The following is a 25,658-nucleotide window of genomic DNA, read 5'->3' as shown; positions in this document are numbered from 1 at the left end:
GGAATCAGGCGGATGGCGGGGCGTCTCCTTCCCTGGCAGGGTTTGCGGTCGCGGTTGTTCTTCCTCTCGGCCGCGCCCTCCCTGCTCTGCCTCGTGGTGACCGTGCTCGGCGTGGGGTGGCTGGCGGGGGACCAGCAGCGCGACCGGGACGAGGACGCGCTTCGTGCCGCCAGCCTCCGGGTCGAGATGCGGATCGCGGAGCTGCGAGGCCGGCTTGAGGGCCTGGGCCGCCTGCTTTCCCGCGACCAGCAGCTTGCCGAGACGTTGGCGGCGGACCGGCCGCTCGACGGTGCGCTCCTGCGCCATCTGCTCTCCGAGTTGCAGGTCGGGGAGCCCTTGATCGGCGGGCTGGAACTGCGGGTCCAGAGCCCTGGGCACCCGGACCGGGGCGGGCGCATCGAGGAGGGCTGCGGCGTGGCGGGCGCCGCTTGCGGCGCGGCCGGCCTCCCCTCCGTCAGCAGCCTGTTCAACGTTGTTCTGCCAAGCGGGGTGGTGGCCGAGGCCCGGATCTCGGCCGCCCTGGGCTATGACCTGGCCGAGGGGCTGGCGGCGGCGGAGCAGGGCGCCCTTTTCCTCGTCGTCGATGGGGAGGCGCGGGTCAGCACCATTCCTCTGCCGGCCGGCCCGGTGACCCGCTGGGCGCCGGCCTGGCTGCTGGATGCGCTGGCCGAGGACCATTCAGGGAGCGGCACCCTGCGGATCGAGGGGCGGAACTGGCTGGCCCGGAGCATGCCACTGCCCGGCTCCCTGCCCGGCGGCTTCTCGGGGACGCGGCCGGCCATCCTCCTGCTCCTGCCGGCGAGCGCCGGGGTCATGGCGATGGACGAGACCCTGGCCATGATCCTGTCCGGCGCCGTGCTGGTGCTGGCGCTCAGCATGACCTTCGCGGCCGGGGCCGCGCGGCGGCTGGGCGGCATGCTGGCGGCACTGAGCGAGGCCTTGCGCCGCCTGGGGCGGGGCGACCTGGCCGTGCCCATCCCCCCGGCGCCGCCGGGCGCGCCGCGCGAGGTGATCGAGCTGACCGATGCCTGCATCCTCTTCCGCGACGCGGCGGCGGAGCGGAGCCGCCTTTCCGAGCGCCTGCGGTGGCTGGCGAATTTCGACGGGCTGACCGGGCTGCCGAACCGCGCCCTGCTGGGGGACCGGCTGGAGCTGGCCTTCGCCGCCGCGCAGCGCGACGGCACGGGGCTGGTCGTGCTCGCCCTCGACCTCGACCACTTCAAGGAGGTGAACGACACGCTCGGCCATGCGGCCGGGGACGAGGTGCTGCGGGTGGTGGCCGGGCGGCTGCGCGGCTGCCTCAGGGCGACCGACACGCTGGCCCGGATCGGCGGGGACGAGTTCGTCCTCGTCGCCCCGGGGCTGGACGCGCCGGAGCAGCTGGCCGCCTTCGCGGGGCGGCTGCTGGCGGTGATGGAGGAGCCGGTGCCGATCGCCTCCGACCACCGGTCCGTCGGCGTCTCCATCGGCGCCGCGATCATGCCGCCGGGCCGCTTCGACGGCCGGCCGGAGGCGCTGCTGCAGGATGCCGACCTGGCGCTCTATCAGGCGAAGGCGGAGGGTGGCTCCTGCCTGCGCGTGTTCGAGCCCGCGATGGACGAGCGGCTTCGCACCCGCCGGGCGCTGGTGGCCGATCTGCGCAACGCCATGGCCCGGCAGGAGCTGACCATCCTCTTCCAGCCGCAGGTCTCCACTGCCACGCGGCGGATCACCGGAGCGGAGGCGCTGCTGCGCTGGCACCACCCCACGCGCGGCCTGATCAGCCCCGAGACCTTCATCCCGCTTGCGGAGCAGACCGGCCTGATCGTGCCGATCGGCGCCTGGGTGCTGGAGCAGGCCTGCCATGTGGCGCGGGGTTGGGGGGACCTGCATCTGGCGGTGAACGTCTCCCCCCTGCAGGTGCGGCAGGCGAGCTTCGTGGCGACGGTGGAACAGGCGCTGGCGCGTTCCGGCCTGCCGCCGCAGCGGCTGGAGCTGGAGATCACCGAGGCCGCGATGCTGGCCAACAGCGCCGAGACGCTCGGCATCCTCTCGCGGCTGCGCTCGCTCGGCGTGCGGCTGGCGATGGATGATTTCGGGACGGGCTATTCATCCCTGGCCACCTTGCAGCGCTTTCGCTTCGACAAGATCAAGGTGGACCGGTCCTTCATCCGCCATCTCGCGCGGGATGCGAGGGCGGTGGCGCTGCTGCGGGCGGTCATCGCGCTCGGCAGCGCGCTGGATGTCACCACCAATGCCGAGGGGGTGGAGGATGAGGGGCAGCTCTCCCTGCTGCGGGCGGAGGGTTGCGACGAGGCGCAGGGCTACCTCTTCGGCCGGCCCATGTCCGCCGCGGAGTTCCATGCCCGGGTCAACCGGCAGGACAGCCGGGCGGCCTGATCGCCGGCGGTCCTTGCGGAGCGGCTAGCGCCCGAAGCGAAGGTCCAGCCCGGCCGCCTTCCAGGCCGCTTCGGTCGCCTCCATGTCGATCTCGCCCGAGGGGTTCGCCTTCCGGGGCTGCCGGTCGAGATAGGGCGCCCGGTCGCGCCGCCAGATGGCGAGGAGGCGGGCCAGCTCCTTCAGCGGCTCGGGATGGTCGTCCACCCGGATGTCGAGATCGGGGAAGTCCTCCGTCGTCACTAGGCGGAGGGCGGCGGACTGGCGGCCGCGCCGGTCGCCGCCCGCGGCCTCGCCGGCCTCGAGCGCGGCGACCAGGCGCTCCGGCAGGGGGCTGTCGCCCTTCACGGTGAAGGCCGCGAAGGTGTCGTGCAGCACTTCGGGGCCGGACAGCATGTTCCCGGCGACGGAGAGGTTCTGCGCTGTCCGCTCGCCCGCCCATTCCACGCAGTTCCGGCCGGTGAAGGCGGCGCTGCGGCCGAAGCGGTCCACGGCATGGACTTGGCGGAGGTGGCGCCCCTCATCCCCGGCCAGCGCGCCCTCGATGGCCATGGCGGGGGAGAGGCCGCGCGCCATTCCGTCGAGCACGGCGGGGCCGAGATAACGGTTGGTGAAGGACTGGGTCGAGACGGCGCCCACCCCCGCGCGCAGATGCGGGCAGGAGGCGCCGACCGCGAAGCTGCAGGTCGTGACGGCCACGGCGAAGGCGCCGCTCGCCGGGTCGTGGACGACGATGGACCAGGTCATGGGGCCGCCGCGTTCTCTCCGCTGATATGGCGAGATTACACGGGCCCGGCGGGGCCGCCAGCCGCCCGGTTCAGCCCTTGCGCATGAGGAACAGCAGCCAGGCCGCGTGGCGGGGCCCGGCGGCCTCGCCGGCTTCCTCCAGCAGGGCGGCGGCCGGGTCGGCCTCGCCCAGGCCCGAGGGCGGGCTGTCCGCGCTGGCGCGCCAGGGGTCGAGGGAATGGCCCTCCAGCCGCTGCGGCAGGAGGCCCGCGGCCTGGGCGGCGCCACGGATCGAGGCCGCGGTGAGGCCCGGCGCCGTGGCCTGCCGCCCCAGCGCCGCGGCGAGGCGGCGGCCCAGCGATTCCGCGTTCTCCGCCACGACAAGGGCGAGCCCGCCGGGGCGGAGGGCGCGTGCCGCCTGCGCCAGCTCCCCTGGCAGGGAGGCGGCATCAGGGAGGATGAGCGCCAGATCCTGGCTGGCCTCGGGCAGGGGATCGGCGCCATCGGACAGCATGGCGGAAGCGGCAAAGGATGCGGCGGCGAGGTCCGATGCGGCCGGACCGAAGGTCGCGATACGCTGGCCGGCGCCATGGCCGAGCAGCCCGAGGAGCCGGGCCGGTAGGGCGCCCCATTCTCCGGTCCGCGGCGCGGCGGGCGGGCGGATCTCCGGCGGCTGGGGTGCCGGGGCCTGCAGGGGGGCCTGCAGGGGGGCCTGCAGGGGGGCTTGTAGGGGCGCCAGGCGCGGGGCGGTGGACGGCACGAGTTTGGGCGGCGCGGCGGCGGGCAGCGGCACCGGGGTCGGGCGCGGCGCGGCGGCCGCCGGCTGGGGCGCTGCTGCCGGGGCGGGGGCAGGCGGGGCCGGGGGGTGGGGCGCGGCAGCCGCCGGCTCGGGGCGCGGGGGGACCCGCAGGGCCAGCGCCTCGGGCGGGAGGGTGGAGCGCGGGATCTCCGGGGCGTGGGGCGGCGTGACTGGTGTCATTGCCGATTCGGGCGGCTTGTCGGCCTTGGGCACGCTGGCTTCGAGGAAGGTCGGGCCCGATGGCGGGCGGGGGGCGGCGGCTGGTTCGGCCTCGGGTACCCCGGCGCGCGCGCTCTCGGTCTGGAGGCTGTCGGCCAGTCCGCGAACGGGTGCGGAATTCCGCATGTCGGCCAGCCCAAAGGTCGGGCGGCGGGCGAAGACGATGTAGCCGTCATTGGCGTAGACCGCCGTCGTCTCCGCGAGAAGGCGGCGCAGCAAGGCGGGGGGCAGGGCACCCGGCCGGCCTGTGGGGACCACGGCCCAGTCCGGCACCGCGCCGGGATCGGGTGCGGCGAGGTTCCCGAGCACGGGGGCGAAGCTATCGGGCGCCACGACCCGGAGACCGGGGGGGATGCGGCCTTCGAGGAACCGGGCGGCGCCGGCGAAGGCCGGGTCTGTGGCGATGTCATCGCCAGGAGTCGTGTGGGGCATGGGTTCAGGGTTGCGGCGTTGCGCGGCGCGATCAAGCGGGCGCGGGCGGCGATACGCGCATCCGTCGCAGGTGTGATGGACGGGTGACGGCCCGGCGCCGGCGCGCTGCGTTCCGGCGCGGTACGGAAGCGCGCGGCGGGCCACTGTCTTTCGTTGCGTATCCGGGCTGAGGCGCTACATCAACGTTGCCGACCGTCTCATCCCATGAGGATTCGCCATGGCCCGGAACGCAGCCTCTACCAGTGACCCGACAGATGGTCCGAACCCGCGCGACCCGGTCGCCCACGCCGGCAGCACGGTGCCCTCGAACCTGGCCGAGCTGCGCTATGCTGCGCCGCGCCAGATCGCGCATGCCGAGGAAGGAGAGGGGGGCCGCGGGGAGTGGTGGGCCCTGCTGAAGGCGGTGGTGATCGGAGCCTTGATCGTGATGCTGATCGGCTGGCTGATCTCCGGCTGAAACGGCCTGCTTTCGTCTTTGCAGTGCGGCGCCGCGGAGGCTATGGCTTCGCCCATGCGACGACGCGACGCGCTTTCCGGTCTCATGGTGGCCCTGCTGCCCTCGATCGGCCATGGGCAGCCCTTCGCGCCGGAGGCGCTCCCGGAACCCCCGCCCGCCCCGGTCATCCCGGCGGGGCCGGGGCCGCAGAGCTGGGATTCCGTGTTCCGCCTGGCCGCGCGGCTGCGCAGGCTGGGGCAGGACGGGCTGGACGTGGCCGCCTACGCCATCCCGCCGGACAGCCTGGGCAGCTCCGAGCCAGCCACCTTCCACGCGGCCGTCTATCATGCGGCGAATGCGGCGCTGGGTGACCTGGTGCTCGGGCGGCTGCGCCAGCCCACGGGCCGTGGGGACATCCTGCGCGATCCGGCAGGCGCCGATTTCCCGCGCTGGCAGGGTGAGCTCGTCGGGGCGGCGGAGCCGGCGGGGCTGATCGACCGGGCGGCCAACCTCCCGGAGGGCGCGCCCGCGCTGCGGGCGGAGCTGGCGAAGGCAGGCGGGGTGGTGGCGGCCGGCGGCTGGCAGCCCATCCCGCCCGGCGGGACGCTGGAGCCGGGCATGGAGGATGCGGCGCGCATCCCCGCGCTGCGGGCGCGGCTGAAAGCAGAGGACCCGGTGCTGGCGGCGGCCCGCGACGGCGGCGCGACCTATGACGCGGCGCTGGAGGCGGCGGTGCGCCGCTGGCAGGCGGCGAGCGGGCTGGAGGTGGATGGCAAGGTCGGCCCGATCAGCCAGGGCTTCCTGAACCGCCCGGCCTCGGCCCGGCTCGGGCAGATCCGCGCCGCGCTCGACATGCGCCGCAACCCGATGCGCCCCGGCGATGAGCGGCGGATCGAGGTGAACATCCCCGATTACGTGCTGGTGGTGCAGGAGGGCGAGCGGGTCCTGCTGAAGATGAACGTCATCGTCGGCAAGCCCGCCCGGGCGACGCCGACCATGCGGGCGCGCCTGACCACCATTCAGTTCAACCCGACCTGGGGCGTGCCCGAGCGCAACGCGCGCGAGGACCTGCTGCCCCGCTTCCGCCGCGACCCGGCGGGGATGGCCGCCAAAGGCTTCCGTCTCTACAGCGTCGTGGGAGGGGAGCGGGTGGAGGTCAATCCCGCCTCCGTGGACTGGTCCAGCATCCGGCAGGACCGCTTTCCCTATCTCATCCGACAGGACGCCGGCGACGGCAACGCGCTCGGACGGATCAAGTTCATCATGCCCAATTCCGACGACATCTACCTGCACGACACCCCGGACCGGAGCCTGTTCGGCCGGCCGGACCGGGCCTTCTCGTCCGGCTGCATCCGCCTGGCGCAGCCGAACGAACTGCTGAACATCGCCTTCGAGGGGATGGGCTGGGACGCGGGGCGCATCCAGCGCGCCTATGACAGCCGCCAGACGCAATCGGTGGGGCTGCGGCGCTCGCTTCCCGTGCGGCTCCACTACACCACGGCCGTGGTCGAGGGCGGGCGGGTGAGGCTGCGCCCGGACATCTATGGGCTGGACGCCGCCTATGTGCGCGAGATGGATCGCGGCGGGGTGCGCATGGCCTCGTCCGGGGGGGCTGCCCGATGATCCGCGTCCTCTCCGGCAACCGGCCGCATGAGCCGGAATGCCCCTGCTGCGCGGATGCGCGGCTCGGGCGGCGTTCCCTGATCGGGGCCGGGATCGGCCTGCTGGCCTGCAGCGCGGTGGCGCCGGCCGAGGCGCAGGTGGCGCGGGGCGCGCGGCGGCTGAACGTAAAGCGCGCCTATACGAGCGACGCCTTCTCCGGCGTGTATTTCGCCGATGGCCGCTATGTCACCGAAGCCCTGCGCAGGCTGGACTGGGTGTTCCGTGACCTCTCGCGCGAGGAGGTGACGCCGATGGACCCGCGCCTTTTCGACGTGATGAACGCCGTGGCGGCGCGCATGGAGGCGACCGAGGCCTTCGAGGTGATCAGCGGCTACCGCTCGCCCGAGACCAATGCCGCGAATGCGAGGCGTTCCGGGCGCGTTTCGACCGTGTCGCTGCATATGTCCGGCATGGCGGGCGACATGCGGCTGCCCAGCCGGAACTCCTATGAGATGGCGCGGCTGGCGGCGTCCATGGGGCTTGGCGGTGTGGGGCTGTATCGCCGGGACGGCTTCGTCCATCTCGACTGCGGGCAGTCCCGCCGCTGGTGACGGTGCCCCGGGAGGGCGGCTGAGGCCGCCGTCCCGCCGGGCCTTCAGCAGCTCATGAGGTCGCCCGGAGAGGGTTGGCCAGCAGCAGGCCCGAGCGCCGCATCATCAGCCCAAGCGCCAGGGCCGGGCCCATGGCGGCATAGGCGGCTGCGGGCGGGGCGAGCTGGAGGAAGGCGGCCAGCGCCTCGCGCCGCGTGGCGCGCTGGGCCAGGCCGAGGCCGAGCAGGAGCGTGCCCTCCGCCGGGGTGATTCGGGGGCAGAGCCGGCATCCCATTGAGCCCGGGCAGGCCAGGGCCCGCAGCACGGCATCCAGCGCGCCGGCGGCCTCGCCGAGGCCTTCGGTCACGAGCGGCAGGCGCAGGGCGACGAGCGGGGCGCCGCCATTTCGCGTGGCCTCCACCCAGGATCGGATGGCGTCGAGCAGCACGGCTTCGGCGGGGGGAAGCTCGTCCGGGGCGGCGCCGTTCCAGGGCCAGTTCGGAAGGCCGCGAGTGGCCATGGGGGAATCTCCGGCGGTGTTGGTCGGGTCAGGTTGCCTGGAATGATAATCGTTCGCAAGTGAATTCCAGCCGGTGCGCGGGGGCGGTCTGCGCCGAAAGGGGCTTCCCAGGCCGGCTTTCGCGGCGCAGCAAGGGTGCCGCGCTGCGATGAAGGATCCCATGCCGGTCTGGCTTCCCCTGCTTCTCGGCTTTCTCACGGCCATCAATCCGATCTCGACCGACATGTACCTGCCTGCCTTCCCGCAGATGGAGGCGGAGTTCGGGAGCGGGCCGGGCAGCGCCCAGCTGACCCTGGCCACCTGGTTCCTCGGGCTGGCCGTGGGGCAGATCATGCAGGGGACGCTGTCGGACCGCTTCGGCCGGCGCGGGCCGCTAATGGTGGGAACCGTGCTCTACACCGCGGCCACGATCGGCTGCGCCCTGGCGCCGGACATGGGCTGGCTGGCGGCCTTCCGCTTCGTGGAGGCCTTCGGCGCCTCGGCGAGTTCGGTGATTCCCCGCGCCATCGTGCGGGACAAGGTGACGGGGCTGGAGGCGGCGCGGATCATGTCCCGCCTCATCCTCGTCATGGGCGCCGCGCCGATCCTCGCGCCCTCGCTGGGCGGCGGGTTGCTCGGGGTGGCGGGCTGGCGCTCGATCTTCTGGGTGATGGCGGGTTATGGCGCCCTGTCCGGGCTGTTGGTCTGGTGGCTGCTGCCGGACACGCTGCCGCCGGAGAAGCGGCTCCGGCTGGGGCCGGCCGCGCTGCTGCGGAATTTTGGGCGGGTGCTGGCCGAGCCGGTCTTCCTCACGCACGCGCTCATGGGTGCGGCGGTCATGTTCTGCATCTTCGCCTATATCAGCGGCGCTCCGGCTATCTACATCGAGCATTTCGGGATCACGCCGGGGCAGTTCGCCATCATCTTCGGCGGCAGCGCCGCGGGCTTCATCGGGGGGGCGCAGCTGAACCCGCTGCTCTCGGCCCGCTTCGGCCCGGGGCGGGTGCTGACGATCGCATCGCTGGTGCTGCTGGCGAATGCGGGCGTGCTGACGCTGCTAGCCTTCACGGGCTGGGGCGGCATGTGGGGCTTCTTCCCGCCGGTGCTGATCATGCTGACGGCGAGCAGCCTCATCATGCCCAATTCCGCCGTGGGTGCCCTGGCGCGGCATGGGCAGCGGGCCGGCACGGCCTCGGCGATGCTGGGGACGCTGCAATTCGCCGTGGCGGCGGTGGGCAGCATGGCGGTGGGGGCGCTGGCGGATGGCACGCCCCGGCCGGTGGCGGGGGTGATCCTGTTCGGGGGGGTGCTGACCTTGGCGCTGAACGGGCTGCGGCGGCGCTACGGGTAGCGGCCCCGCCGCAGCTGCGTGTTGCACCGGGAGCGCAAGAACGCCAGATAGCGACCATGGATCAGACCACCCCTATCGAGGCCCTGCCGGCTACCGCCGCGGGTGCCACGGCGGTTGCGCGGGAAGCGGCCCGCCGCCGGGCCTTCGCCATTATCGCCCACCCCGACGCCGGCAAGACGACGCTGACGGAGAAGCTGCTGCTCCGCGGCGGCGCGATCCAGCTGGCCGGGCAGGTGCGCGCCAAGGGCGACCGGCGGCGGACGCGCTCGGACTGGATGAAGATCGAGCAGGACCGCGGCATCTCGGTCGCGACCTCCGTCATGACCTTCGAGCGGGACGGGGTGGTGTTCAACCTGCTCGACACGCCAGGCCACGAGGACTTCTCGGAGGACACCTACCGGACGCTGACGGCGGTGGATGCCGCCGTGATGGTGATCGACGCGGCCAAGGGCATCGAGGCGCAGACGCGCAAGCTGTTCGAGGTGTGCCGGCTGCGCGACATCCCGATCATCACCTTCATCAACAAGATGGACCGGGAAAGCCGGGACGTCTTCGAGCTGCTGGACGAGATCGAGAAGACCCTGGCGCTGGACGTGACGCCGGCCGCTTGGCCGGTGGGCTCGGGGCGCGGCTTCCTCGGCACCTACGACATGCTGGAGCCGGCGCTGCACCTGCTGGCCGAGGGGTCGGAGCCGGTGAAGCTCTCGGGGCTGGACGATCCGAAGATCGACGAGCTGGTGCCGGCGGCCGAGGCGGAGGCGCTGCGCGAGGGGGCGGAGCTGGCCAGCGCCTTCCCGGCCTTCGACCTGGAGGCCTTCCGCCAGGGCACGATGACGCCGGTTTATTTCGGCTCGGCGCTGCGGGATTTCGGGATCGGGCACCTGCTGGAGGGGCTGGCGCGCTTTGCCCCCCACCCCGGCGCGCGGCCGGCGGATACGCGGCGTGTGCAGCCGGACGAGGCGGCGCTGACGGGCTTCGTTTTCAAGATCCAGGCGAATATGGACCCGAACCACCGGGACCGGGTGGCCTTCCTCCGCATCTGCTCCGGCCGGCTGGAGAAGGGGATGCGGCTGCGCCAGACCCGCACGGGCAAGCAGGTGCCGGTGAACGCGCCGCTCTTCTTCTTCGCCCAGGACCGGCAGGTGGCGCAGGAGGCCTGGCCGGGCGACGTGGTGGGCATCGCCAATCACGGCATTCTCCGCATCGGCGATACGCTGACGGAGGGCGAGCAGATCAACTTCCGGGGCGTGCCGAGCTTCGCCCCCGAGATCCTGCGCCGGGTGATGATCGAGGACGCGATGGTGGGCAAGAAGCTCCGCACCGCGCTGGAGCAGCTGGCCGAGGAAGGGGTGGTGCAGCTTTTCCGCCCGCTGGACGGCACGCCACCCGTGGTGGGCGTGGTGGGCGCGCTGCAGCTGGACGTGCTGGCCGAGCGGCTGAAGGCCGAATACTCCGTGCCCAGCCGCTACGAGGCGACGCCCTGGGGGATGATGCGCTGGGTCGTATCAGACGATAAGGCGGCGATGGAGAAGTTCCGGCAGTCTGCCCCGCATGACACGGCCGAGGATCATGACGGGGCGCTGGTCGCCTTCTTCACCAGCGACTGGCGGCGGAACCGGGCGGAGGAGGAGTGGCCGATGCTCAAATTCCTCAAGCTGCGGGAGCAGCATGCCGCGGCCTAGCCGGGGGGCGGCATGAGCGGTCACACGCTGTTCCTCGACCTCGACGGCGTGCTCGCGGATTTCGACTGGGGGGTGAAGGTCGTGACCGGCCGCCGGCCGGAGGAGCTGCCGCTGAAGCGGATGTGGGCGGCGCTGGCCAAGGCGCCCGCCTTCTTCGACACGCTGGACTTCATGCATGACGCGGAGGCGCTGTGGCGCTTCTGCGAGCCGCACCGGCCGACCATCCTGACGGGGCTTCCGCTGGGGAGCTGGGCGCCGGCGCAGAAGAAGCAGTGGGTGGCTCGGATGCTGGGCGCGCATGTGCCGGTGATCACCTGCATGAGCCGGGAGAAGCCGCGCTGGTCCGGGCCGGGCCATGTGCTGGTGGACGACCGCGCCTCCGCCCGCGAGGGCTGGGAGGCGAAGGGTGGCATCTTCGTCCACCATGTCTCGGCGGAGCGGTCGATCGCCGCGCTCCGCAAGCTCGGCTTCTCCGGCGAGGGCCCGACGGGCGGCTGATCCGCCCCTATTGCGTGCTGTCGAAGATGGCGGGTTCGAGGCGGATGTCGCGCGGGGCTTCCAGCGGCGTCCAGCGGTGTTGCCGGATCACGTCGTTGCTCTCCACCGGCTTCCGGCCCGGCCCGAGGGACCAGGTGATGTGCCAGGTGGAGCCGTCCGGGCGGCGCGTGGTGCCGCCGATCTCCACGACCAGGGCCTGCACGCCCTTTCCGTCATCCGCCAGGCCGACCACGCGGCCGGAGGTTTCGCGCGGCAGGGGGGCCTCCTTCCGCGCGCCGGGCTTGAGCGTGACGTGGTGGGCCACGACCCGGGCATAGCGGGGCGGGATGAGGGCGAGGAGCGGCGCGCGCTCCTCCTGCGGCAGAAGCCAGCCAGCCACGAGCCGTGTCATTGCGTCCTCCCGTTTCCGCCGGGTTAACGCCGTTGGCCCGTGCCCGGTGGCGGGGCGGCGGGCCGCGACGCGAACCCGGGCGGATCAGGAGGATGCCGGCCCGGTGGCCCGGGGCGCCTGGGCTGGCGAGTGGGCCGCTTCCGCACGCGCGCTGGCCTGCCAGGAGCGGGCGAGGAGAAGGCTGGCGCCGGAGATGAGGCTGGCCCCGATCACGACGTGGGCGGGTGCCATCACGTCATGCGCCTCGCGCATGAGGTACTGCACCACCACCGGGGCCAGACCGCCGAAGATGCCGACGGCGCTTCCATGGGCCAGGGCGATGCCGGTCACGCGCGCATGGGCGGGGAAGGCGCCTGTCATCAGCGGCCCCATGGGGGCGACGAGCAGGGCGAAGGCGCAGGCGAGCCCGGCCTCGCCCAGCGTGTCCAGCATCGGGTCTCCGCTCCGCATCATGGCCAGCAGGGGGCGCGCGCCGAGCAGCAGCCCCGCCACGCCCAGCAGGGCGGTGCGGCGATGGCCGATGCCGTCCGCGAGCAGCCCGGCCAGGGGCATGGCGAAGAACAGCAGGATGAGGGTCTGGAGGTTCACGGCCAGCGCGTCGTCATAGGCCATGCCGGCGGCCTGCATGAGCCAGGGCACGATGAACATGAAGACAACGAAGCTGGTGGTACCGGTGAGGATGTTGGCGAAGAACACGCCGGCCAGCCCGGGGATGTTCTGCCGCAGCACGGTGGCGACGGGCTGGGTAACATGAGGCGGGGTGTGGTCGTCCCGCAGCAGGGCCCGGCGCAGCAGCACGGCGGCGATGGTGAGCACGGCGCTGAGCAGGAAGGGAATGCGCCAGCCCCAATCCAGCATGGCTTCCGGCCCGAGCAGGCTGGCCGTGACGTAGCAGGTGGCGGTGCCCAGGAGCATGCCGCCCGTGGCCCCCGCCGTGGCGAAGCTGCCGAAAAGGGCGCGGCGGCCCTCCGGCGCGCTTTCGACGAGGTAGACGAGCGAGGCCGGGAACTCGCCGCCCAGCGAGAGGCCCTGGATGACGCGGAGCAGCACCAGGAGGATGGGGGCGAGGACGCCGATGGTCTCGTAGCCCGGCAGCAGCCCGATGACGAAGGTGGGCACCGCGATCATGGCCGCGGAGGTGACGAGCGCCCGGAGCCGGGTGCCGCGGTCGGCCAGCAGGCCGAAGGCGAGGCCGCCGAGGGGGCGCATCAGCATCCCGACCGCGAAGGCGGCGAGGGAGGCGAGGATGGCGGCCACCCCGTCGCCCGCCGGGAAGAAGGCCTCGCCGATCTGCAGGGAGAGGTAGCCGAAGATGAGGAAGTCGTAGAACTCGATCGCGTTCCCCACGGCGCCGGCGGCGATGAGTCGGACATGGCGCTTCATGCGGGGGCTTCTTCCTGGCCAGCGGTGACGCGCGGCAGACTCTGTTGCCGCCGGACGCGCCAGCGTTGCGTCGCCGGGATGGTTCCGCAACCGGCGGTGGTCGCCGCGGCGGAGAATTCCGCTCCCTGTGGCGCGCGGGTGCCGTTCAGCGGGGGAGGGCGACGGGGGTGACGGTGACCAGGGCTCCGGGGCTGAGGGCCTGCAGCTCGGCCGAGACGGCGTCCGTCACGGCCTGGATCTCGCCGATGCGGCGGCCGGGCTCGAAGCCCAGGGCGATGTCGATGATGGCCAGGTTCCCCGCGATGCGGGACTTTACGCCGAGCATGGCGTCGTAGCCGGTGAAGTGGGTGGCCAGGGCGCGGTTGATGGAGGCCTGGCGCGCCTCGTCCAGGCTGCGGTCCAGCAGGTGCGGCACGGCTTCCCGCCAGAGGCTGATGGAGAGCTGGACCATGACGATGCCGACGAAGCCGGTGCCCAGCGCCTCGGCCAGCGGGCCCAGCCAGCCCGGCGCGTTGCCTAGCAGCTCCGCCCCCGCGTTCACGCCGATGGCGATGGCGACGAGGACGGAGGAGAGCAGCTTCACCACGCGGCTACGGATCTGGACGGTCATGATGGCGGAGGTGCCGTCGCGCCCGGCCAGCCAGAGCGCGCGGAGCGCCAGGGCGTTGAGGGCCAGGTTCGCGAAGGCCAGCGCCGTGCCGAGGAGGAGGCCCAGCCCGGCCTGTTCGGGCGGGTGCCACCAGCGCGTGACCGCGGAGAAGAGCAGCCAGAGCCCGCAGGCGCCCATGACGACGCCAATGGCGAGGTTGGCGAATTGCTCGAGCTTGCCGACGCCGTAGTCGTATTCGGTCATCCGGCCGCGGTGGATGCGGCGGAGGACCACGAGGAGCACGAGCTCCAGCGTGACCATCGCGCCGCCGCGCATCGCCTCGGCCACCATGGTGAGGGAATTGGCGGCGAGGCCGAAGGCCACGTAGGGGATGATGACCGCGCAGTCGAGCAGGCAGGCAATGAGGATCGAGCGCTCGCGCCGGAGGGCGGCCGCGTCGGGCTGGGTGGCGGAATCCATGGAGGTGGATCGATGCGATGCGGGGACGTTCACCACGGGAGAATGCCCGGACGGCTCGTCCGGCGCGAGCGGGATTCGCGGCTTCACCCGCCGGCGGCGAGGGCGGCCTGGACGGCGGAGCGGAATTCCCGCCGGTGCAGCTCGGAGACGACCCAGAGCGAGGCGAGCATGAAGACGACGGGGTGGACCATCCAGCCCAGCACGGCGAGGCCGAAATAGTAGGCGCGCAGGCCGGTGTTGAAGTGCCGCGCGGCGCGGTTGACCACCTCGGCCGCGATGTCGGCGGCGGGGAGGGCGGCCTCGGTCCGGCCCAGCCCGCCGATGAGGATGGAGCCGTAGTTGAACTGGCGGAGCGCCCAGGTGAGCTCGAAGAAGGCGCGGACGAAGATGACGAGCAGGAGGAGGACGCGGGCCTCCCAGCCTCCATCCGTCATCGGCGTCTCGGCGAAGGGCATGGCGTTCAGCACGCGGCGGCCGACATCCGGGGCGGCGAGGAGCGCCATACCGCCGCCGATGATGAAGATGCAGGTGTTCGCCAGGAAGGAGGTGGAGGACATGAGGTTCCCCACGATGCCCACATCGGCGATGCGGTTCTCCTTGGGGATGGCGTTGCGGAGCCAGCGGCGGCGGTGCTCGTTCATCGCGTGGATGACGCTGCGCCGGTGGATAGCCGGCACGCGGTCCACCACCGTGGCGTAGCCGACCCAGCACAGGAGGAAGACGGCGAGGGCGGCGAGGTCGAGCGGGGTGAGGAAGCCGGGCATGGGAACCGCCGGAAAAGGAGAGGGGCGGGGCCTTTCGGCACCCGCCCCTGAGACTAGCAAGCCGCCGGCCAGAGGGCCGGCGCGTCGCGTCAGGCGCGGGCCTTCTGCAGGTTCTCGTCCAGCTTGTTCAGGAAGGCCTGGGTGTTGAGCCAGGGCTGGTCCTTGCCGATGAGGATGGCGAGGTCCTTGGTCATGTGCCCGCTTTCGACCGTCTCGATGCAGACCTTCTCGAGCTGGTTGGCGAAGTCCACCACATCGGGCGTGTTGTCGAACTTGCCGCGATAGGCGAGGCCGCGCGTCCAGGCGAAGATGGAGGCGATCGGGTTCGTGCTGGTCTCGCGGCCCTTCTGGTGCTCGCGGTAGTGGCGCGTCACTGTGCCGTGGGCGGCCTCGGACTCCACCGTGTTGCCGTCCGGGGAGAGCAGCACGGAGGTCATCAGGCCGAGGGAGCCGAAGCCCTGGGCCACGATGTCGGACTGCACGTCGCCATCGTAGTTCTTGCAGGCCCAGATATAGCCGCCTTCCCACTTCAGGGCGGAGGCGACCATGTCGTCGATCAGACGGTCCTCATAGGTCAGGCCGCGCTTCTCGTACTCGGCCTTGAACTCCTCGTCGTAGATCTTGCGGAAGATGTCCTTGAACTGGCCGTCATAGGCCTTGAGGATGGTGTTCTTGTGGCTGAAGTAGACGGAGAAGTTGCGGGCCAGGCCGTAGTTGAAGGAGGCGCGGGCGAAGCCCTCGATCGACTTGTTGAGGTTGTGGATCATCATCGCGACGCCGCCGGTGGCGGGCATGGCGAACTCGCCGATCTCCTGCGGCTCCCCGCCCTCGGGGATGTAGGTCATCTTCACCGTGCCGGCGCCCGGCACCTTCATCTCGACCGAGCGGTAGATGTCGCCATAAGCGTGGCGGCCGACGACGATGGGCTTGGACCAGTGCGGCACCAGGCGGGGCACGTTCTGGCAGATGATGGGCTCGCGGAAGATGGTGCCGTCGAGGATGTTGCGGATGGTCCCGTTGGGGGACTTCCACATCTTCTTCAGGCCGAACTCCTTCACCCGCGCCTCGTCCGGGGTGATGGTGGCGCACTTCACGCCCACGCCGTACTGCTTGGTGGCGTTGGCGGCATCCACCGTCACCTGGTCGTCGGTCTGGTCGCGGTACTCGATGCCGAGGTCGTAGTACTTCAAGTCGATGTCGAGATACGGGAGGATCAGCTTCTCCTTGATGAAGCCCCAGATGATCCGGGTCATCTCATCCCCGTCCATCTCGACGACTGGGGTCTTCACCTTGATCTTGGCCATTCCGATCCTCGTTACCTAAGGGGGCGGGCGGTTCCCGCCGGGCGAACACTGGGCCGGGGGTGCCCCCCCGGCGGCGGGCCGGACATTCGCATCCGGGCCCCGCCGGTTCAAGGCGGTGGCGGGCTTTTCAGCCGGATCCGGCACTCCAGATGGAAGGGCTGGACCGGGAGGCAGCATGGAACCCATCCGAGAATGCCCGCAGTGCGGGGAGCCGACCGTGCCGAACCGCCTGGCGGATGGGCAGGTGGTGTGTTCCTGCGCGGCGGAGCGGGAGTTGCCGGGGCCGCGGGCCGCCGTGCCCGAGGCCAAAGAGACCCGGCGGGGGGCGGCGAAGGGCGGGAGCCCCGGCGGGTTCTAGGCGGGGGGCGCTTCCGCAGGGCGCAGCGGGCCGGCCATGCGGGGCAGCACGTCATGCCGCAGGAGGCGGCGGTGGAGGATGACCATCGCCACATGCCCGGCCACAACGGCCAGGAGAAGCCAGGCCAGTTCCCCATGCGCCGCGTTGCCGGCCTGCACCAGCGCCGGCGCCGTGCTCTCCCGGGCACCCCACAGAGGGAGGCCGAAAGGCGCGAAGGCCCGGCCGGAGCCCCATTGCCGCAGCAGGGCGAGGCCGGGGACCACCAGCATCAGCGCATAGATCAGCATGTGGCCGAGCCGCGCCGCCCAGCCCAGCCAGCCCGCGCGATGGCTGGGGCGGCGGCGCGCGTTCAGCAGGCCCCAGGCGCCGCGAAGCAGCACCAGCACGAAGAGGAGCGTCCCCACGCCCGCATGCGTGCCGACGAAGAAAGCCGAGACGGGATGGCGGCCGAGCAGAAGCCGGAGCCCCATGCCGGCGAACTGCCAGGCAAAGAGCGCCGCCATGCCCCAGTGAAGCACCCGGCTGACCAGGCCGTACCGGGCCGGGCTGTCGAGGAGTTGGTCCCGCCGCACGCGCTGCCTTCCTGCTGCGTTGAGGCGGGTGGTTTAGGGTAGGGGGCGGGGCAATGCATCCCTTGGGGTTCTGTGGGGTGGGGCGTTCTGGGGTGTCGGTCTGTCCCGGGGAGAGGAAGAAGGAATTCTTCTCCCCGGACCCCTCACCTTCTTCTTTTTCTTCGAATTGGAATTGTTCGGCTGACGGTGCGCCTCGGGTCGATGACCCGAGGCGACTGCAAAGGCAGGATGGGGGCAGAGACCCCCTCGATCAGGGTATCCACGGCAGTCAGATGAGGTTCCAAGGGCCTCAGGCCCTTGGCGGGTGGAGGGCGGAGCCCTCCGTGGCGGAAAGAATCAGTCCGGAATGAGAGCGGTCGCCTCGATTTCCACCCGCGCGCCGGGTTCCGCCAGGGCGACGACGCAGACCAGGGCCATGGCGGGGAAGTTTCGTCCCATCACGGCGCGGTAGGCGCGGCCGAGTTCGGGCAGGCAGGCCCGGTATTCGTCCATGTCCACCACGTACCAGGTGAGGCGGCCGACATGCTCCGGCCCCGCGCCGGCTTCCCCCAGCACGGCGAGAATGTTGCGGAGCGCCTGCTCCGTCTGGGCGACGAAGCCCTCGGCGAGGCAGCCCTGCTCGTCCCAGCCAATCTGGCCGCCGACGAGCACGACGCGGCCGCGGCCGGCGACGCCATTGGAATAGCCCTTCGGGGCGGGCCAGCCCGGGGGCTGGAGGATGTCGAGCGGGCCGCTCATGCGGGGTTCTCCTGGCCCGCCACGGGGCCGCATTCGGATTGGTAGCGCAGCAGGGCGGCGCGCAGGTCCGGCGGCACCGGCACGCTGGTGCGGCTGGCGAGGTGGGTGGTGGCGGTGACGAGGTCCAGCCGCGCCAGTTCCTCCTCCCCGCGATGAATGTGCAGGTCGATGGCGTAGGACGCGCCACCGACCCTGCGGATGAGGGGGGTGAGCATTACCTCATCTCCCATCATGCCCGGGCGCATGAAGGTGGCGGCGGCATGGACGAAGCCCGTGCCGATGCCGCGTTTGCCGTGCAGCTGGTGGAAGTCGATCCCCAGCCGCTCGCGGAACAGGTCCTCCATGGCGGCGTTGGCGAGGACGAACCAGTTGGGGAAGAAGACGATCCCCGCCGGGTCACAGTCGCCGAAGCGCACCCGTGCCGCCGCGCGGTAGGCGGCGGCGGGGAGGTGGGAGGCCGGGATGGGGGAGGGGCGGGCCGTCAAGGATTGGCCATCTTGCGCAGGGCGAAGCGCTGCAGCTTGCCGGATTCGGTGCGCGGCATGGCTTCCAGGAACTCGATGATGCGGGGGTATTTGTAGGGCGCGATCTCGGCCTTCACATGGTCCTGCAGGGCCTTGGCCAGGGCATCGCTGGGCAGGAAGTCGGGCTTGAGGGCGACATAGGCCTTCACGAGCATGCCACCCTTGCCGTCCGGCGCGCCGACGACGCCGCATTCGCGCACGGCGGGGTGGGTGAGGAGGGCGCCTTCCACCTCGGGACCCGCGATGTTGTAGCCGGCGGCCACGATCATGTCGTCGCCGCGGCCCTGGTAGCGGAAGTAGCCGTCCTCGTCCTGGATGTAGACGTCGCCGGTGACGTTCCATCCGTGGCGGACGTAATCGGACTGGCGGGGATCGGCCAGGTAGCGGCAGCCGATCGGGCCGCGGATGGCGAGCCAGCCCGGCGTTCCGCGCCGAACCTCCCGGCCATCCATGTCGATCACCTTCGCCTGGTAGCCGGGCACGGGCAGGCCCGTGCAGCCCGGGCGGAGGGATTCCTCCGGCGCGGCGATGAAGATGTGCAGCAGCTCGGTGCCTCCGATGCCGTCCATCAGCCGGAGGCCGGTCGCCTTCTCCCAGGCATCGAAGATGGCGCGTGGCAGGGTCTCGCCGGCGGAGACGCATTTGCGGAGGGAGGAGATGTCGAACCCATCCGCCTTCTGCGCCATCACGCGATAGGCGGTGGGCGCGGTGAAGAGGATGGTGGCGCGGTACTTCTCGATGGCGGGAAGCAGCTCATCGGGCCCGGCCTTCTCCAGCAGGATGCCGGTGGCACCGATGCGGAAGGGGAAGAGGACGAGGCCGCCGAGGCCGAAGGTGAAGGCGAGCGGGGCGGAGCCGATGAAGCGGTCCTCCGGCGTCGGGCGGAGGACGTGGCGGGAATAGCCGTCGCAGATGGCCAGCATGTCCCGGTGGAAATGCATGGTGCCCTTGGGAAGGCCGGTCGTGCCCGAGGTGAAGCCGATGAGGCAGACATCGTCGGCGGCCGTGTCGCAGGCGGTGAAGCCGGCCGGCTGGGCGGCGCAGCGGGATTCGAGATCCCCCTCGCCCCAGTAGACGACATGCTTCAGGTGCTTCGCCTCGGCGGCCGCCTTCTCCATCTCGTCGCGGAGCTTCACGTCGCAGAGGGCGTGGGTGATGCGGGCCTTTTCCAGCATCTGTCCCAGCTCCTTCGCGCGGAGGAGGGGCATGGTGGCGACGACGACGCCGCCGGCCTTGAGCACGGCGAGGTAGGTGGCCGTCATCCAGGCATTGTTGGCGCTGCGGAGCATGACGCGGTTGCCCGGCACCATGCCGAGGTCGCGCATGAGCACGTTGGAGATGCGGTCCACCCGGTCCTGCAGCTGGCGGTAGGTGAGGGTTTCCTCGGGGGTGATGATGGCGGGGTGGTCGCCGCGGCCGTTCCCGACATTGCGGTCCAGCAGCTCGACCGCGCAGTTCAGGCGGGCGGGGTAGCGGTAGTCGGGCAGGTCGAAGAGCAGCTCGGGCCATTGGTCCCGCGGCGGCAGGTTGTCACGCGGGAAGGTGTCGATATGCGCGCTGGGCGCGAGGTCCGGCGTGGCGCCGGACCATTCGGCCGTCATCGTGCTGGTTTGCGTCATGCCGCCCCCTCGGCCCGCGCCTGTTCCGCGCGGGCGATGATGATCCGCTGCACCTCGCTGGCGCCCTCATAGACGCGCAGCGCGCGAACCTCCCGGTAGAGTTTTTCGGCCGGGTGGTCGCGGACGACGCCGTGCCCCCCGTGGATCTGCACGCAGCGGTCCGCCACGCGCTGGGCGGCCTCTGTCGCGTGGAGCTTGGCCATGGAGGCCTCCCGCGAGACGCGGGGCGCGCCGGAATCCTTGAGCCAGGCGGCGCGGTAGACGAGGAGGGCGGAGGTCTCCACATCCACGGCGCTTTCCGCGATGGCGGCCTGGGTCATCTGCTGGTTGAAGAGGGGACCGCCGAAGAGATGGCGGTTGGAGGCGCGCGCGACGGTCAGGTCCAGCGCGTGGCGGGCGAAGCCCAGGGCCGCGGCGCCGACGGTGGAGCGGAACACGTCCAGCGTGGCCATGGCCACCTTGAAGCCGTCCCCGGGCTTGCCCAGGCGGTGCGTGTCGGGGATGCGCAGCCCATCGAAGCGCAGGGTGGCGAGGGGATGCGGGGCGGAGACCTCGATGCGCTCGGCGATGGTGAGGCCGGGTGTTTCGGCGGGGACGAGGAAGGCGGTCAGGCCCTTGGCGCCCGGCGCCTCGCCGGTGCGGGCGAAGACGACATAGGTGCCAGCAATGCCGCCATTGCTGATCCAGGTCTTGCTGCCGTCGATCCGCCAATGGGCGTTGCCGTCCCGCCTGGCGCTCGTGGAGAGGGCCGCGACGTCGGAGCCGGCTTCCGGCTCGCTGAGCGCGAAGGCGGCGAGGGCGGCGCCGGCGCGTGCGGCGGGGAGGAATTGATCCTTCAGCGCGTTATCCCCGAAGAGGGTGACGGAGCCGGTGCCGAGCCCCGCCATGGCGAAGGCGAAATCCGCGAGGCCGGAATGGCGGGCGAGGGTGTCGCGCGCGATGCAGAGGGAGCGGACGTCCAGCCGGCCATCCCGGGGGACCGCCACGCGGAGGAGCCCGGCATCCCCCATGGCCCGGGTGAGCGCGCGCACCGCCGCGTCCGTGTCGCCTTCCGAGAGGCGGGCCGCATGCGCGGCCGCCCAGGCTTCGACCTCCTCCGCCCATTCGCGGTGGCGGGGTTCGAGGAAGGGCCAGGAGAGGAAGTCGCGGTCGGGCATCAGTTGCCCTCGAAGACCGGGCGGCGCTTGGCCGCGAAGGCCTCGTAGGCGCGGCGGAAATCCGCGGTGGTCATGCAGAGGGCCTGGGCGACGGCCTCGGCCTCGATGGCCTGCTCGATGGACATGGCCCATTCCATGGCGAGCATCCGCTTGGTCATGGCATTCGCGAAGCCGGGCCCCTCGGTGATCCCGCGCGCGAGGTCCTCGGCGGCCTGCATCAGGGCCTCGGGCTCCACGGTCCGGGAGAAGAAGCCCCATTCCAGCCCTTCCTGCGCGGACATGGAGCGGCCGGTGTAGAGGAGTTCCGAGGCGCGGCCCTGGCCGATGATGCGGGGCAGCATGGCGCAAGCCCCCATGTCGCAGCCCGCGAGGCCGACGCGGTTGAAGAGGAAGGCGACCTTGGCGCGTGGCGTGGCGATGCGGAGGTCGGATGCCATGGCGATGATGGCGCCGGCGCCGGCCGCGATGCCGTCCACCGCCGAAAGGATGGGCTGCGGGCAGGCGCGCATGGCCTTCACCAGCTCGCCCGTCATGGCGGTGAACTGCATCAGGCCCTTGGTGTCGCGGTCCAGCAGCGGGCCGATGATCTCGTGCACATCGCCACCGCTGCAGAAGTTGCCGCCGGAGCCGGAGACGACGAAGGCGCCGACCGTGTCGTCCTGCACGGCGGCGCGGAAGATCGCGACCAGCTCGGCATAGGATTCGAAGGTCAGCGGGTTCTTCCGCTCAGGCCGGTCCAGCAGGATGGAGGCCGTCTTGCCCTCCACCGTGAGGCGGACATGCCTGGCCGCAAAATCCTTGAGGCTCATGCCCCGCCCTCCGAAATGGCGCCGCGCACGCTGCGCCGTGTGCGGTCCAGCAGCCGCAGCAGCGCGCCGCGATCCGTGGCGGACAGGCCGCCGAGAAGCTCCGCCACCCAGTCCTCATGTGCTGCGCTCTGGCGCGCGAATTCGCGGCGGCCCGAGGGCGTCAGCCGGAGGGTGACGGCCCGGCGGTCCTCCCGCACGGCACGGCGCTCGATCAGCCCTTCCTCCTCGAGCCTGGCGGCGAGGCCGGTGACGTTGCCGCCGGTGACCATCATGCGGCGGCTGATCTCGCCGGGGGTGAGGCCATCCGGGGCGCGTTCGAGCTGGGCGAGGAAGTCGAAGCGGGGAAGGGTGGTGTCGAAGTTGATGCGCAGTCGCCGGCGGATCTCGGCCTCGATGAGCCGGGCGCAGGAGAGCATGCGCAGCCAGAGGCGGAGGTCGTCCTTGTGACCGGCCGGGGCGTGGTCCAGGGCGGTCTCGGCATCCACATGCGTGTCGGGCGGGGTCATGGCACCTCGCCTCCATCCACCGCGATGGCGCGGCCGTTTACGGCGCTCGCTCCGTTGCCGCAGAGGAAGAGGACGGCGGCCGCCACCTCCTCGGGCCGTACCAGCCGGCCCTGGGGGTTGTGGCGGGCCAGCTCGGCCCGCGCCTCGGCCTCGCTGCGGCCGGTCTTGGCGGTGATCCGGGCCACGCTCTCGGCCACGATGTCCGTTTCCGTGAAGCCGGGGCAGACGGCGTTCACGGTGATGCCCTTGGTGGCCACTTCCAGCGCGAGGGCGCGGGTGAGGCCGAGCAGCCCGTGCTTGGCGGCCGTGTAGGCCGTGACATAGGGGTAGCCGCGCAGCGCGGCGGTGGAGGCGATGTTCACCACCCGGCCCCAGCCGGCCTCCAGCATGGCGGGGAGCACCGCGCGGGTGGTGGCGGCGGCGCCGAGCAGGTTGACCTTGAGCATCCGGTCCCAGAGCTCGTCCCCCGTGCGGAGGAAGGGCGCGCTTTCGGCGGCGCCGGCCGCGTTCACGAGGATGGCGGGGTGGCCGCAGCGGGCGAGGGCGGCGGCGAAGGCGCCTTCCGCCGTGATGTCGGCCAGTTCGAAGCCCTGGGCCTTGCCGGCTTCCACGGCGGCCCGCAGCGGCGCCTCGCGCCGGCCGAGTACGGTGACCGCGGCGCCCGCCCCGGTCAGCGCGGCGGCGATGGCCAGGCCGATGCCTGAGCCTCCCCCCGTCACGATTGCCTGCCGCCCGGAAATGCCGTCCATGATGCTTGAAGCCTAAAATGTTTCGGAGGGCCGCCGCAAGCCTGTTGAACCCCCTGAAAGTTGAAGCCTAAACTATTTCCGGTTCGGGCATCCAGGAGGCTTCCCATGCGGATCGCGGTCATCGGCGGCGGGCCGGCCGGGCTCTATTTCGCGATCCTGATGAAGCGGGACCGGCCGGAGGCGCGGATCACGGTGGTGGAGCGCAACCGGGCCGACGACACCTTCGGCTTCGGCGTGGTGTTCAGCGACCAGACGCTGGAAACCTTCGAGCGCGCGGACCAGCCCTCCTACGAAGCGATCCGCGACGCCTTCGCCTATTGGGACGACATCGAGATCCACGCCAAGGGCGCCGTGCACCGGATCGGCGGCAACGGGTTCTGCGGCTGCTCGCGCCGCACGCTGCTGATGCTGCTGCAGGAGCGGGCCCGCGCGTTAGGGGTGGAGCTGGAATTCGGGCGCGAGGCGCGGCCGGAGGATTTTCCGGATGCGGACCTGATCGTGGCGTCCGACGGCATCAACAGCGCCGTGCGGAACAGCGACCCCGAGCATTTCGCCCCGAAGATCGACCTGCGCCCCAACCGCTTCGCCTGGATGGGCAGCACCCGGCCCTTCGACGCCTTCACATTCTTCTTCAAGGAGCGGCCCGAAGGCATCTTCATCGCCCATTGCTACCAGTATGAGAGGGATGCGAGCACCTGGGTGCTGGAGACGGATCCCGAGACCTTCGAGCGGGCGGGGCTGGGCGCCATGGACGAGGCGGCGAGCGCCGCCTTCCTGGAGGAGGTCTTCGCCGAGGAGCTGCAGGGCCATCGGCTCGTCACCAACCGCAGCATGTGGCGGCAGTTCCCGATGATGCGCTGCGCCCGCTGGTCCAGGGGCAATGTGGTGCTGCTGGGCGACGCCAAGGCCACGGCGCATTTCTCCATCGGCTCGGGCACGAAGCTGGCGATGGAGGATGCGATCGCGCTGCATGGCGCCTTCATGCGGGGCGGAGCGGTGGAGGAGGCGCTGGCGCGCTTCGAATCCGGCCGGCGGGAGGATGTGGAGAAGATCCAGCATGCGGCGGATGTGTCGCTGGTCTGGTTCGAGCATGTGGACCGGTTCTGGCACATGCCGGCGACGCGCTTCGCCTTCGGGGTGATGACGCGCTCCAAGGCCATCACCTGGGACAACCTGGCCCTGCGCGCGCCGGAATTCGTGGAGGAATCGCGCGCGCTGTTCGAGGGCGAGGTGGCGGCCGGAGGGTTGCCCGCCGTGAGGGGCGCGCCGCCGATGTTCCAGCCCTTCCGCCTGCGGGGAATGACGCTTCCCAACCGCGTCGTCGTCTCGCCCATGTGCCAGTATTCGGCGACGGACGGGATGCCGGATGACTGGCACCTCATGCATTACGGCGCGCGCGCCACGGGCGGGGCGGGGCTGATCTTCACCGAGATGACCTGCGTCTCGCCGGAGGCGCGCATCACGCCGGGCTGCACGGGCCTGTGGAACGATGCGCAGGAGGCGGGCTGGAAGCGCATCGTGGATTTCGTCCATGCGCATGGCGAGAGCCGCATCGCCCTCCAGCTCGGCCATGCCGGGCAGAAGGGCGCGACGAAGCTGATGTGGGAGGGGATGGACCAGCCGCTGGAGGAGGGAGCCTGGCCCATCGTCTCGGCCAGCGCGCAGCCCTATTTCCCGAACAGCCAGGTGCCGCACGCGATCACCCGCGCGGAGATGGACAAGGTGCGGGACGACTTCGTGGCCGCGGCGCGCCGTGGGGCGCGGGCGGGCTTCGACATGCTCGAATTCCACTGCGCGCATGGATACCTCATGGCGAGCTTTCTCTCGCCGCTGCTGAACCACCGCGCGGACGAGTATGGCGGCAGCCTGGAGAACCGGCTGCGCTATCCGCTGGAGGTCTACCGGGCCCTGCGGGCCGCCTGGCCGGCGGACCGGCCGATGAGCGTGCGTGTCTCCGCCACGGACTGGGCGGAGGGAGGCATCACGGATGAGGAGACGCTCGCCGTCGCGCGCGCCTTCGCCGAGGAGGGGTGCGACCTGCTGGACGTCTCCACGGGCCAGACGGTGGCGCGCAGCGCGCCACATTACGGGCGCATGTTCCAGGTGCCCTGGTCCGACATGATCCGGAACGAGGCGAAGGTGGCCACGATCTGCGTCGGCAGCATCACCGGCCCGGACCAGATCAACACCATCCTCGCGGCCGGGCGGGCCGATCTCGTGGCGCTGGCGCGGCCGCATCTGGTCGATCCGGCCTTCACCCTGCAGGCCGCCGCCCGCTACGGCGTGCGCACCGCCTGCCCGCCGCAGTACCGTTGGGGCCAGGAAGCCCTGCTCCGCAGCGCGGCGCGGGAGGAGGCGGATCTGATGGAGCTTCGCCGCAAGGCGCGGCCGAAGCGGCACGCCCGCTAGGGCGGAGTCAGGCGCGGGAAACGGGGCCAGGGGCGGCGCGGTGCCGTTCCTGGCCCCGTTGCTGTAACCGGAACGTCCCGCAACCCCCATGCGACT

General features: G+C 71.6%; 24 protein-coding genes. 8 read left to right on the top strand and 16 right to left on the bottom strand.

The genetic code is table 11. The features are described 5' to 3' along the window. Nucleotides 1-12 precede the first annotated feature (12 nt). Nucleotides 13-2,379 carry a putative bifunctional diguanylate cyclase/phosphodiesterase gene (locus BUB97_RS05475; protein ID WP_139281299.1) on the top strand — a complete coding sequence of 789 codons (2,367 nt, stop codon included), beginning with the start codon at nt 13-15 and terminating at the stop codon, nt 2,377-2,379. A gap of 24 nt (nt 2,380-2,403) precedes the next feature. On the opposite strand, the gene BUB97_RS05470 is transcribed toward BUB97_RS05475, so the two are convergent. Together BUB97_RS05470 and BUB97_RS27190 are read right to left on the bottom strand one after the other, a co-directional pair. Then, nucleotides 2,404-3,123, bottom strand: a complete 720-nt coding sequence (locus tag BUB97_RS05470; RefSeq protein ID WP_073132422.1) for a DUF1028 domain-containing protein — start codon at nt 3,121-3,123, stop codon at nt 2,404-2,406. Between the two features lie 70 nt (nt 3,124-3,193). Then, a complete protein-coding gene (locus tag BUB97_RS27190) occupies nt 3,194-4,552 on the bottom strand; it encodes a hypothetical protein (RefSeq protein WP_073132420.1) in 1,359 nt (452 codons plus the stop codon). Nucleotides 4,553-4,769: 217 nt separating this feature from the next. Here BUB97_RS27190 and BUB97_RS05460 point away from each other — a divergent pair, with 217 nt between their 5' ends. The 3 genes from BUB97_RS05460 to BUB97_RS05450 are packed head-to-tail and all read left to right on the top strand — an operon-like array spanning nt 4,770 to nt 7,201. Further along, the gene (locus BUB97_RS05460) at nt 4,770-5,009 is read left to right on the top strand and encodes a hypothetical protein (protein ID WP_073132418.1); all 240 of its coding nucleotides are present in this window, start codon (nt 4,770-4,772) and stop codon (nt 5,007-5,009) included. 54 nt (nt 5,010-5,063) lie between these two features. After that, entirely contained in the window at nt 5,064-6,611 is a 1,548-nt protein-coding gene (locus BUB97_RS05455) for a L,D-transpeptidase family protein (RefSeq protein ID WP_073132415.1), read from the top strand. Beyond that, the gene (locus BUB97_RS05450) at nt 6,608-7,201 is read left to right on the top strand and encodes a YcbK family protein (protein WP_073132413.1); all 594 of its coding nucleotides are present in this window, start codon (nt 6,608-6,610) and stop codon (nt 7,199-7,201) included. Before BUB97_RS05455 ends, BUB97_RS05450 begins: the two co-directional genes overlap by 4 nt. A 52-nt stretch (nt 7,202-7,253) precedes the next feature. Here the strand turns inward: BUB97_RS05450 and BUB97_RS05445 are convergent, their stop codons facing one another. After that, entirely contained in the window at nt 7,254-7,700 is a 447-nt protein-coding gene (locus tag BUB97_RS05445) for a hypothetical protein (RefSeq protein ID WP_073132411.1), read from the bottom strand. Between the two features lie 160 nt (nt 7,701-7,860). On the opposite strand from BUB97_RS05445, the gene BUB97_RS05440 reads away from it, so the two are divergent. The 3 genes from BUB97_RS05440 to BUB97_RS05430 are packed head-to-tail and all read left to right on the top strand — an operon-like array spanning nt 7,861 to nt 11,210. Next, on the top strand, nt 7,861-9,030 hold the full coding sequence (locus BUB97_RS05440) for a multidrug effflux MFS transporter (protein ID WP_073132408.1): 1,170 nt from the start codon (nt 7,861-7,863) through the stop codon (nt 9,028-9,030). Nucleotides 9,031-9,086: 56 nt separating this feature from the next. Next, complete coding sequence (locus BUB97_RS05435; protein ID WP_073132405.1) at nt 9,087-10,712, top strand: peptide chain release factor 3; 1,626 nt, start codon at nt 9,087-9,089, stop codon at nt 10,710-10,712. 12 nt (nt 10,713-10,724) lie between these two features. Next, the gene (locus tag BUB97_RS05430; protein WP_073132403.1) at nt 10,725-11,210 is read left to right on the top strand and encodes a hypothetical protein; all 486 of its coding nucleotides are present in this window, start codon (nt 10,725-10,727) and stop codon (nt 11,208-11,210) included. A gap of 7 nt (nt 11,211-11,217) precedes the next feature. Here the strand turns inward: BUB97_RS05430 and BUB97_RS05425 are convergent, their stop codons facing one another. From BUB97_RS05425 to BUB97_RS05360, 13 genes are all read right to left on the bottom strand, one after another. Then, the gene (locus BUB97_RS05425; protein ID WP_073132401.1) at nt 11,218-11,601 is read right to left on the bottom strand and encodes a hypothetical protein; all 384 of its coding nucleotides are present in this window, start codon (nt 11,599-11,601) and stop codon (nt 11,218-11,220) included. An 84-nt stretch (nt 11,602-11,685) separates the two neighbouring features. Further along, nucleotides 11,686-12,984, bottom strand: a complete 1,299-nt coding sequence (locus tag BUB97_RS05420) for an MFS transporter (RefSeq protein ID WP_073132400.1) — start codon at nt 12,982-12,984, stop codon at nt 11,686-11,688. Nucleotides 12,985-13,129: 145 nt separating this feature from the next. Then, a complete protein-coding gene (locus tag BUB97_RS05415; RefSeq protein ID WP_073132397.1) occupies nt 13,130-14,053 on the bottom strand; it encodes a cation diffusion facilitator family transporter in 924 nt (307 codons plus the stop codon). Nucleotides 14,054-14,136: 83 nt separating this feature from the next. Further along, entirely contained in the window at nt 14,137-14,817 is a 681-nt protein-coding gene (locus tag BUB97_RS05410) for a DUF599 domain-containing protein (protein ID WP_073132395.1), read from the bottom strand. Between the two features lie 89 nt (nt 14,818-14,906). Next, nucleotides 14,907-16,121 (bottom strand): NADP-dependent isocitrate dehydrogenase, encoded by a 1,215-nt coding sequence (locus BUB97_RS05405; protein ID WP_073132393.1) that lies wholly within the window; start codon nt 16,119-16,121, stop codon nt 14,907-14,909. A 354-nt stretch (nt 16,122-16,475) separates the two neighbouring features. Then, nucleotides 16,476-17,051: a cytochrome b gene (locus BUB97_RS05395; RefSeq protein WP_073132388.1), complete on the bottom strand. Its 576-nt coding sequence runs from the start codon at nt 17,049-17,051 to the stop codon at nt 16,476-16,478. A gap of 336 nt (nt 17,052-17,387) precedes the next feature. Then, entirely contained in the window at nt 17,388-17,789 is a 402-nt protein-coding gene (locus tag BUB97_RS05390) for a RidA family protein (protein WP_086061923.1), read from the bottom strand. Next, nucleotides 17,786-18,274: an acyl-CoA thioesterase gene (locus BUB97_RS05385; RefSeq protein WP_086061922.1), complete on the bottom strand. Its 489-nt coding sequence runs from the start codon at nt 18,272-18,274 to the stop codon at nt 17,786-17,788. The genes BUB97_RS05390 and BUB97_RS05385 overlap by 4 nt, the downstream gene beginning before the upstream one ends. After that, nucleotides 18,271-19,932 (bottom strand): AMP-binding protein, encoded by a 1,662-nt coding sequence (locus tag BUB97_RS05380; RefSeq protein WP_073132384.1) that lies wholly within the window; start codon nt 19,930-19,932, stop codon nt 18,271-18,273. The genes BUB97_RS05385 and BUB97_RS05380 overlap by 4 nt, the downstream gene beginning before the upstream one ends. Continuing rightward, nucleotides 19,929-21,089: an acyl-CoA dehydrogenase family protein gene (locus BUB97_RS05375; RefSeq protein ID WP_073132382.1), complete on the bottom strand. Its 1,161-nt coding sequence runs from the start codon at nt 21,087-21,089 to the stop codon at nt 19,929-19,931. Before BUB97_RS05375 ends, BUB97_RS05380 begins: the two co-directional genes overlap by 4 nt. After that, the gene (locus BUB97_RS05370; RefSeq protein WP_073132380.1) at nt 21,089-21,898 is read right to left on the bottom strand and encodes an enoyl-CoA hydratase family protein; all 810 of its coding nucleotides are present in this window, start codon (nt 21,896-21,898) and stop codon (nt 21,089-21,091) included. The genes BUB97_RS05375 and BUB97_RS05370 overlap by 1 nt, the downstream gene beginning before the upstream one ends. Continuing rightward, nucleotides 21,895-22,404: a MarR family winged helix-turn-helix transcriptional regulator gene (locus tag BUB97_RS27185; RefSeq protein WP_073132378.1), complete on the bottom strand. Its 510-nt coding sequence runs from the start codon at nt 22,402-22,404 to the stop codon at nt 21,895-21,897. Before BUB97_RS27185 ends, BUB97_RS05370 begins: the two co-directional genes overlap by 4 nt. Continuing rightward, entirely contained in the window at nt 22,401-23,153 is a 753-nt protein-coding gene (locus BUB97_RS05360; protein ID WP_073132376.1) for an SDR family NAD(P)-dependent oxidoreductase, read from the bottom strand. The genes BUB97_RS27185 and BUB97_RS05360 overlap by 4 nt, the downstream gene beginning before the upstream one ends. Before the next feature lie 105 nt (nt 23,154-23,258). Here BUB97_RS05360 and BUB97_RS05355 point away from each other — a divergent pair, with 105 nt between their 5' ends. After that, the gene (locus BUB97_RS05355) at nt 23,259-25,562 is read left to right on the top strand and encodes a bifunctional salicylyl-CoA 5-hydroxylase/oxidoreductase (RefSeq protein WP_073132374.1); all 2,304 of its coding nucleotides are present in this window, start codon (nt 23,259-23,261) and stop codon (nt 25,560-25,562) included. The last annotated feature ends 96 nt before the right edge of the window (nt 25,563-25,658 follow it).

This window comes from Muricoccus roseus (assembly GCF_900141905.1).
GTDB lineage: Bacteria > Pseudomonadota > Alphaproteobacteria > Acetobacterales > Acetobacteraceae > Roseomonas > Roseomonas rosea.
The sequence above is the reverse complement of the archived record's forward strand: the minus strand, read 5'-3'. Positions and strand labels throughout refer to the sequence as shown.

Coding starts and splice junctions, on each gene's coding strand:
- BUB97_RS05355 (WP_073132374.1), top strand. CDS start 23,259: ATGCGGATCGCGGTCATCGGCGGCGGGCCGGCCGGGCTCTATTTCGCG.
- BUB97_RS05410 (WP_073132395.1), bottom strand. CDS start 14,817: ATGCCCGGCTTCCTCACCCCGCTCGACCTCGCCGCCCTCGCCGTCTTC.
- BUB97_RS05445 (WP_073132411.1), bottom strand. CDS start 7,700: ATGGCCACTCGCGGCCTTCCGAACTGGCCCTGGAACGGCGCCGCCCCG.
- BUB97_RS05430 (WP_073132403.1), top strand. CDS start 10,725: ATGAGCGGTCACACGCTGTTCCTCGACCTCGACGGCGTGCTCGCGGAT.
- BUB97_RS05415 (WP_073132397.1), bottom strand. CDS start 14,053: ATGGATTCCGCCACCCAGCCCGACGCGGCCGCCCTCCGGCGCGAGCGC.
- BUB97_RS27190 (WP_073132420.1), bottom strand. CDS start 4,552: ATGCCCCACACGACTCCTGGCGATGACATCGCCACAGACCCGGCCTTC.
- BUB97_RS05405 (WP_073132393.1), bottom strand. CDS start 16,121: ATGGCCAAGATCAAGGTGAAGACCCCAGTCGTCGAGATGGACGGGGAT.
- BUB97_RS05455 (WP_073132415.1), top strand. CDS start 5,064: ATGCGACGACGCGACGCGCTTTCCGGTCTCATGGTGGCCCTGCTGCCC.
- BUB97_RS05375 (WP_073132382.1), bottom strand. CDS start 21,089: ATGCCCGACCGCGACTTCCTCTCCTGGCCCTTCCTCGAACCCCGCCAC.
- BUB97_RS05470 (WP_073132422.1), bottom strand. CDS start 3,123: ATGACCTGGTCCATCGTCGTCCACGACCCGGCGAGCGGCGCCTTCGCC.
- BUB97_RS27185 (WP_073132378.1), bottom strand. CDS start 22,404: ATGACCCCGCCCGACACGCATGTGGATGCCGAGACCGCCCTGGACCAC.
- BUB97_RS05420 (WP_073132400.1), bottom strand. CDS start 12,984: ATGAAGCGCCATGTCCGACTCATCGCCGCCGGCGCCGTGGGGAACGCG.
- BUB97_RS05450 (WP_073132413.1), top strand. CDS start 6,608: ATGATCCGCGTCCTCTCCGGCAACCGGCCGCATGAGCCGGAATGCCCC.
- BUB97_RS05380 (WP_073132384.1), bottom strand. CDS start 19,932: ATGACGCAAACCAGCACGATGACGGCCGAATGGTCCGGCGCCACGCCG.
- BUB97_RS05440 (WP_073132408.1), top strand. CDS start 7,861: ATGCCGGTCTGGCTTCCCCTGCTTCTCGGCTTTCTCACGGCCATCAAT.
- BUB97_RS05425 (WP_073132401.1), bottom strand. CDS start 11,601: ATGACACGGCTCGTGGCTGGCTGGCTTCTGCCGCAGGAGGAGCGCGCG.
- BUB97_RS05435 (WP_073132405.1), top strand. CDS start 9,087: ATGGATCAGACCACCCCTATCGAGGCCCTGCCGGCTACCGCCGCGGGT.
- BUB97_RS05360 (WP_073132376.1), bottom strand. CDS start 23,153: ATGGACGGCATTTCCGGGCGGCAGGCAATCGTGACGGGGGGAGGCTCA.
- BUB97_RS05370 (WP_073132380.1), bottom strand. CDS start 21,898: ATGAGCCTCAAGGATTTTGCGGCCAGGCATGTCCGCCTCACGGTGGAG.
- BUB97_RS05475 (WP_139281299.1), top strand. CDS start 13: ATGGCGGGGCGTCTCCTTCCCTGGCAGGGTTTGCGGTCGCGGTTGTTC.
- BUB97_RS05460 (WP_073132418.1), top strand. CDS start 4,770: ATGGCCCGGAACGCAGCCTCTACCAGTGACCCGACAGATGGTCCGAAC.
- BUB97_RS05390 (WP_086061923.1), bottom strand. CDS start 17,789: ATGAGCGGCCCGCTCGACATCCTCCAGCCCCCGGGCTGGCCCGCCCCG.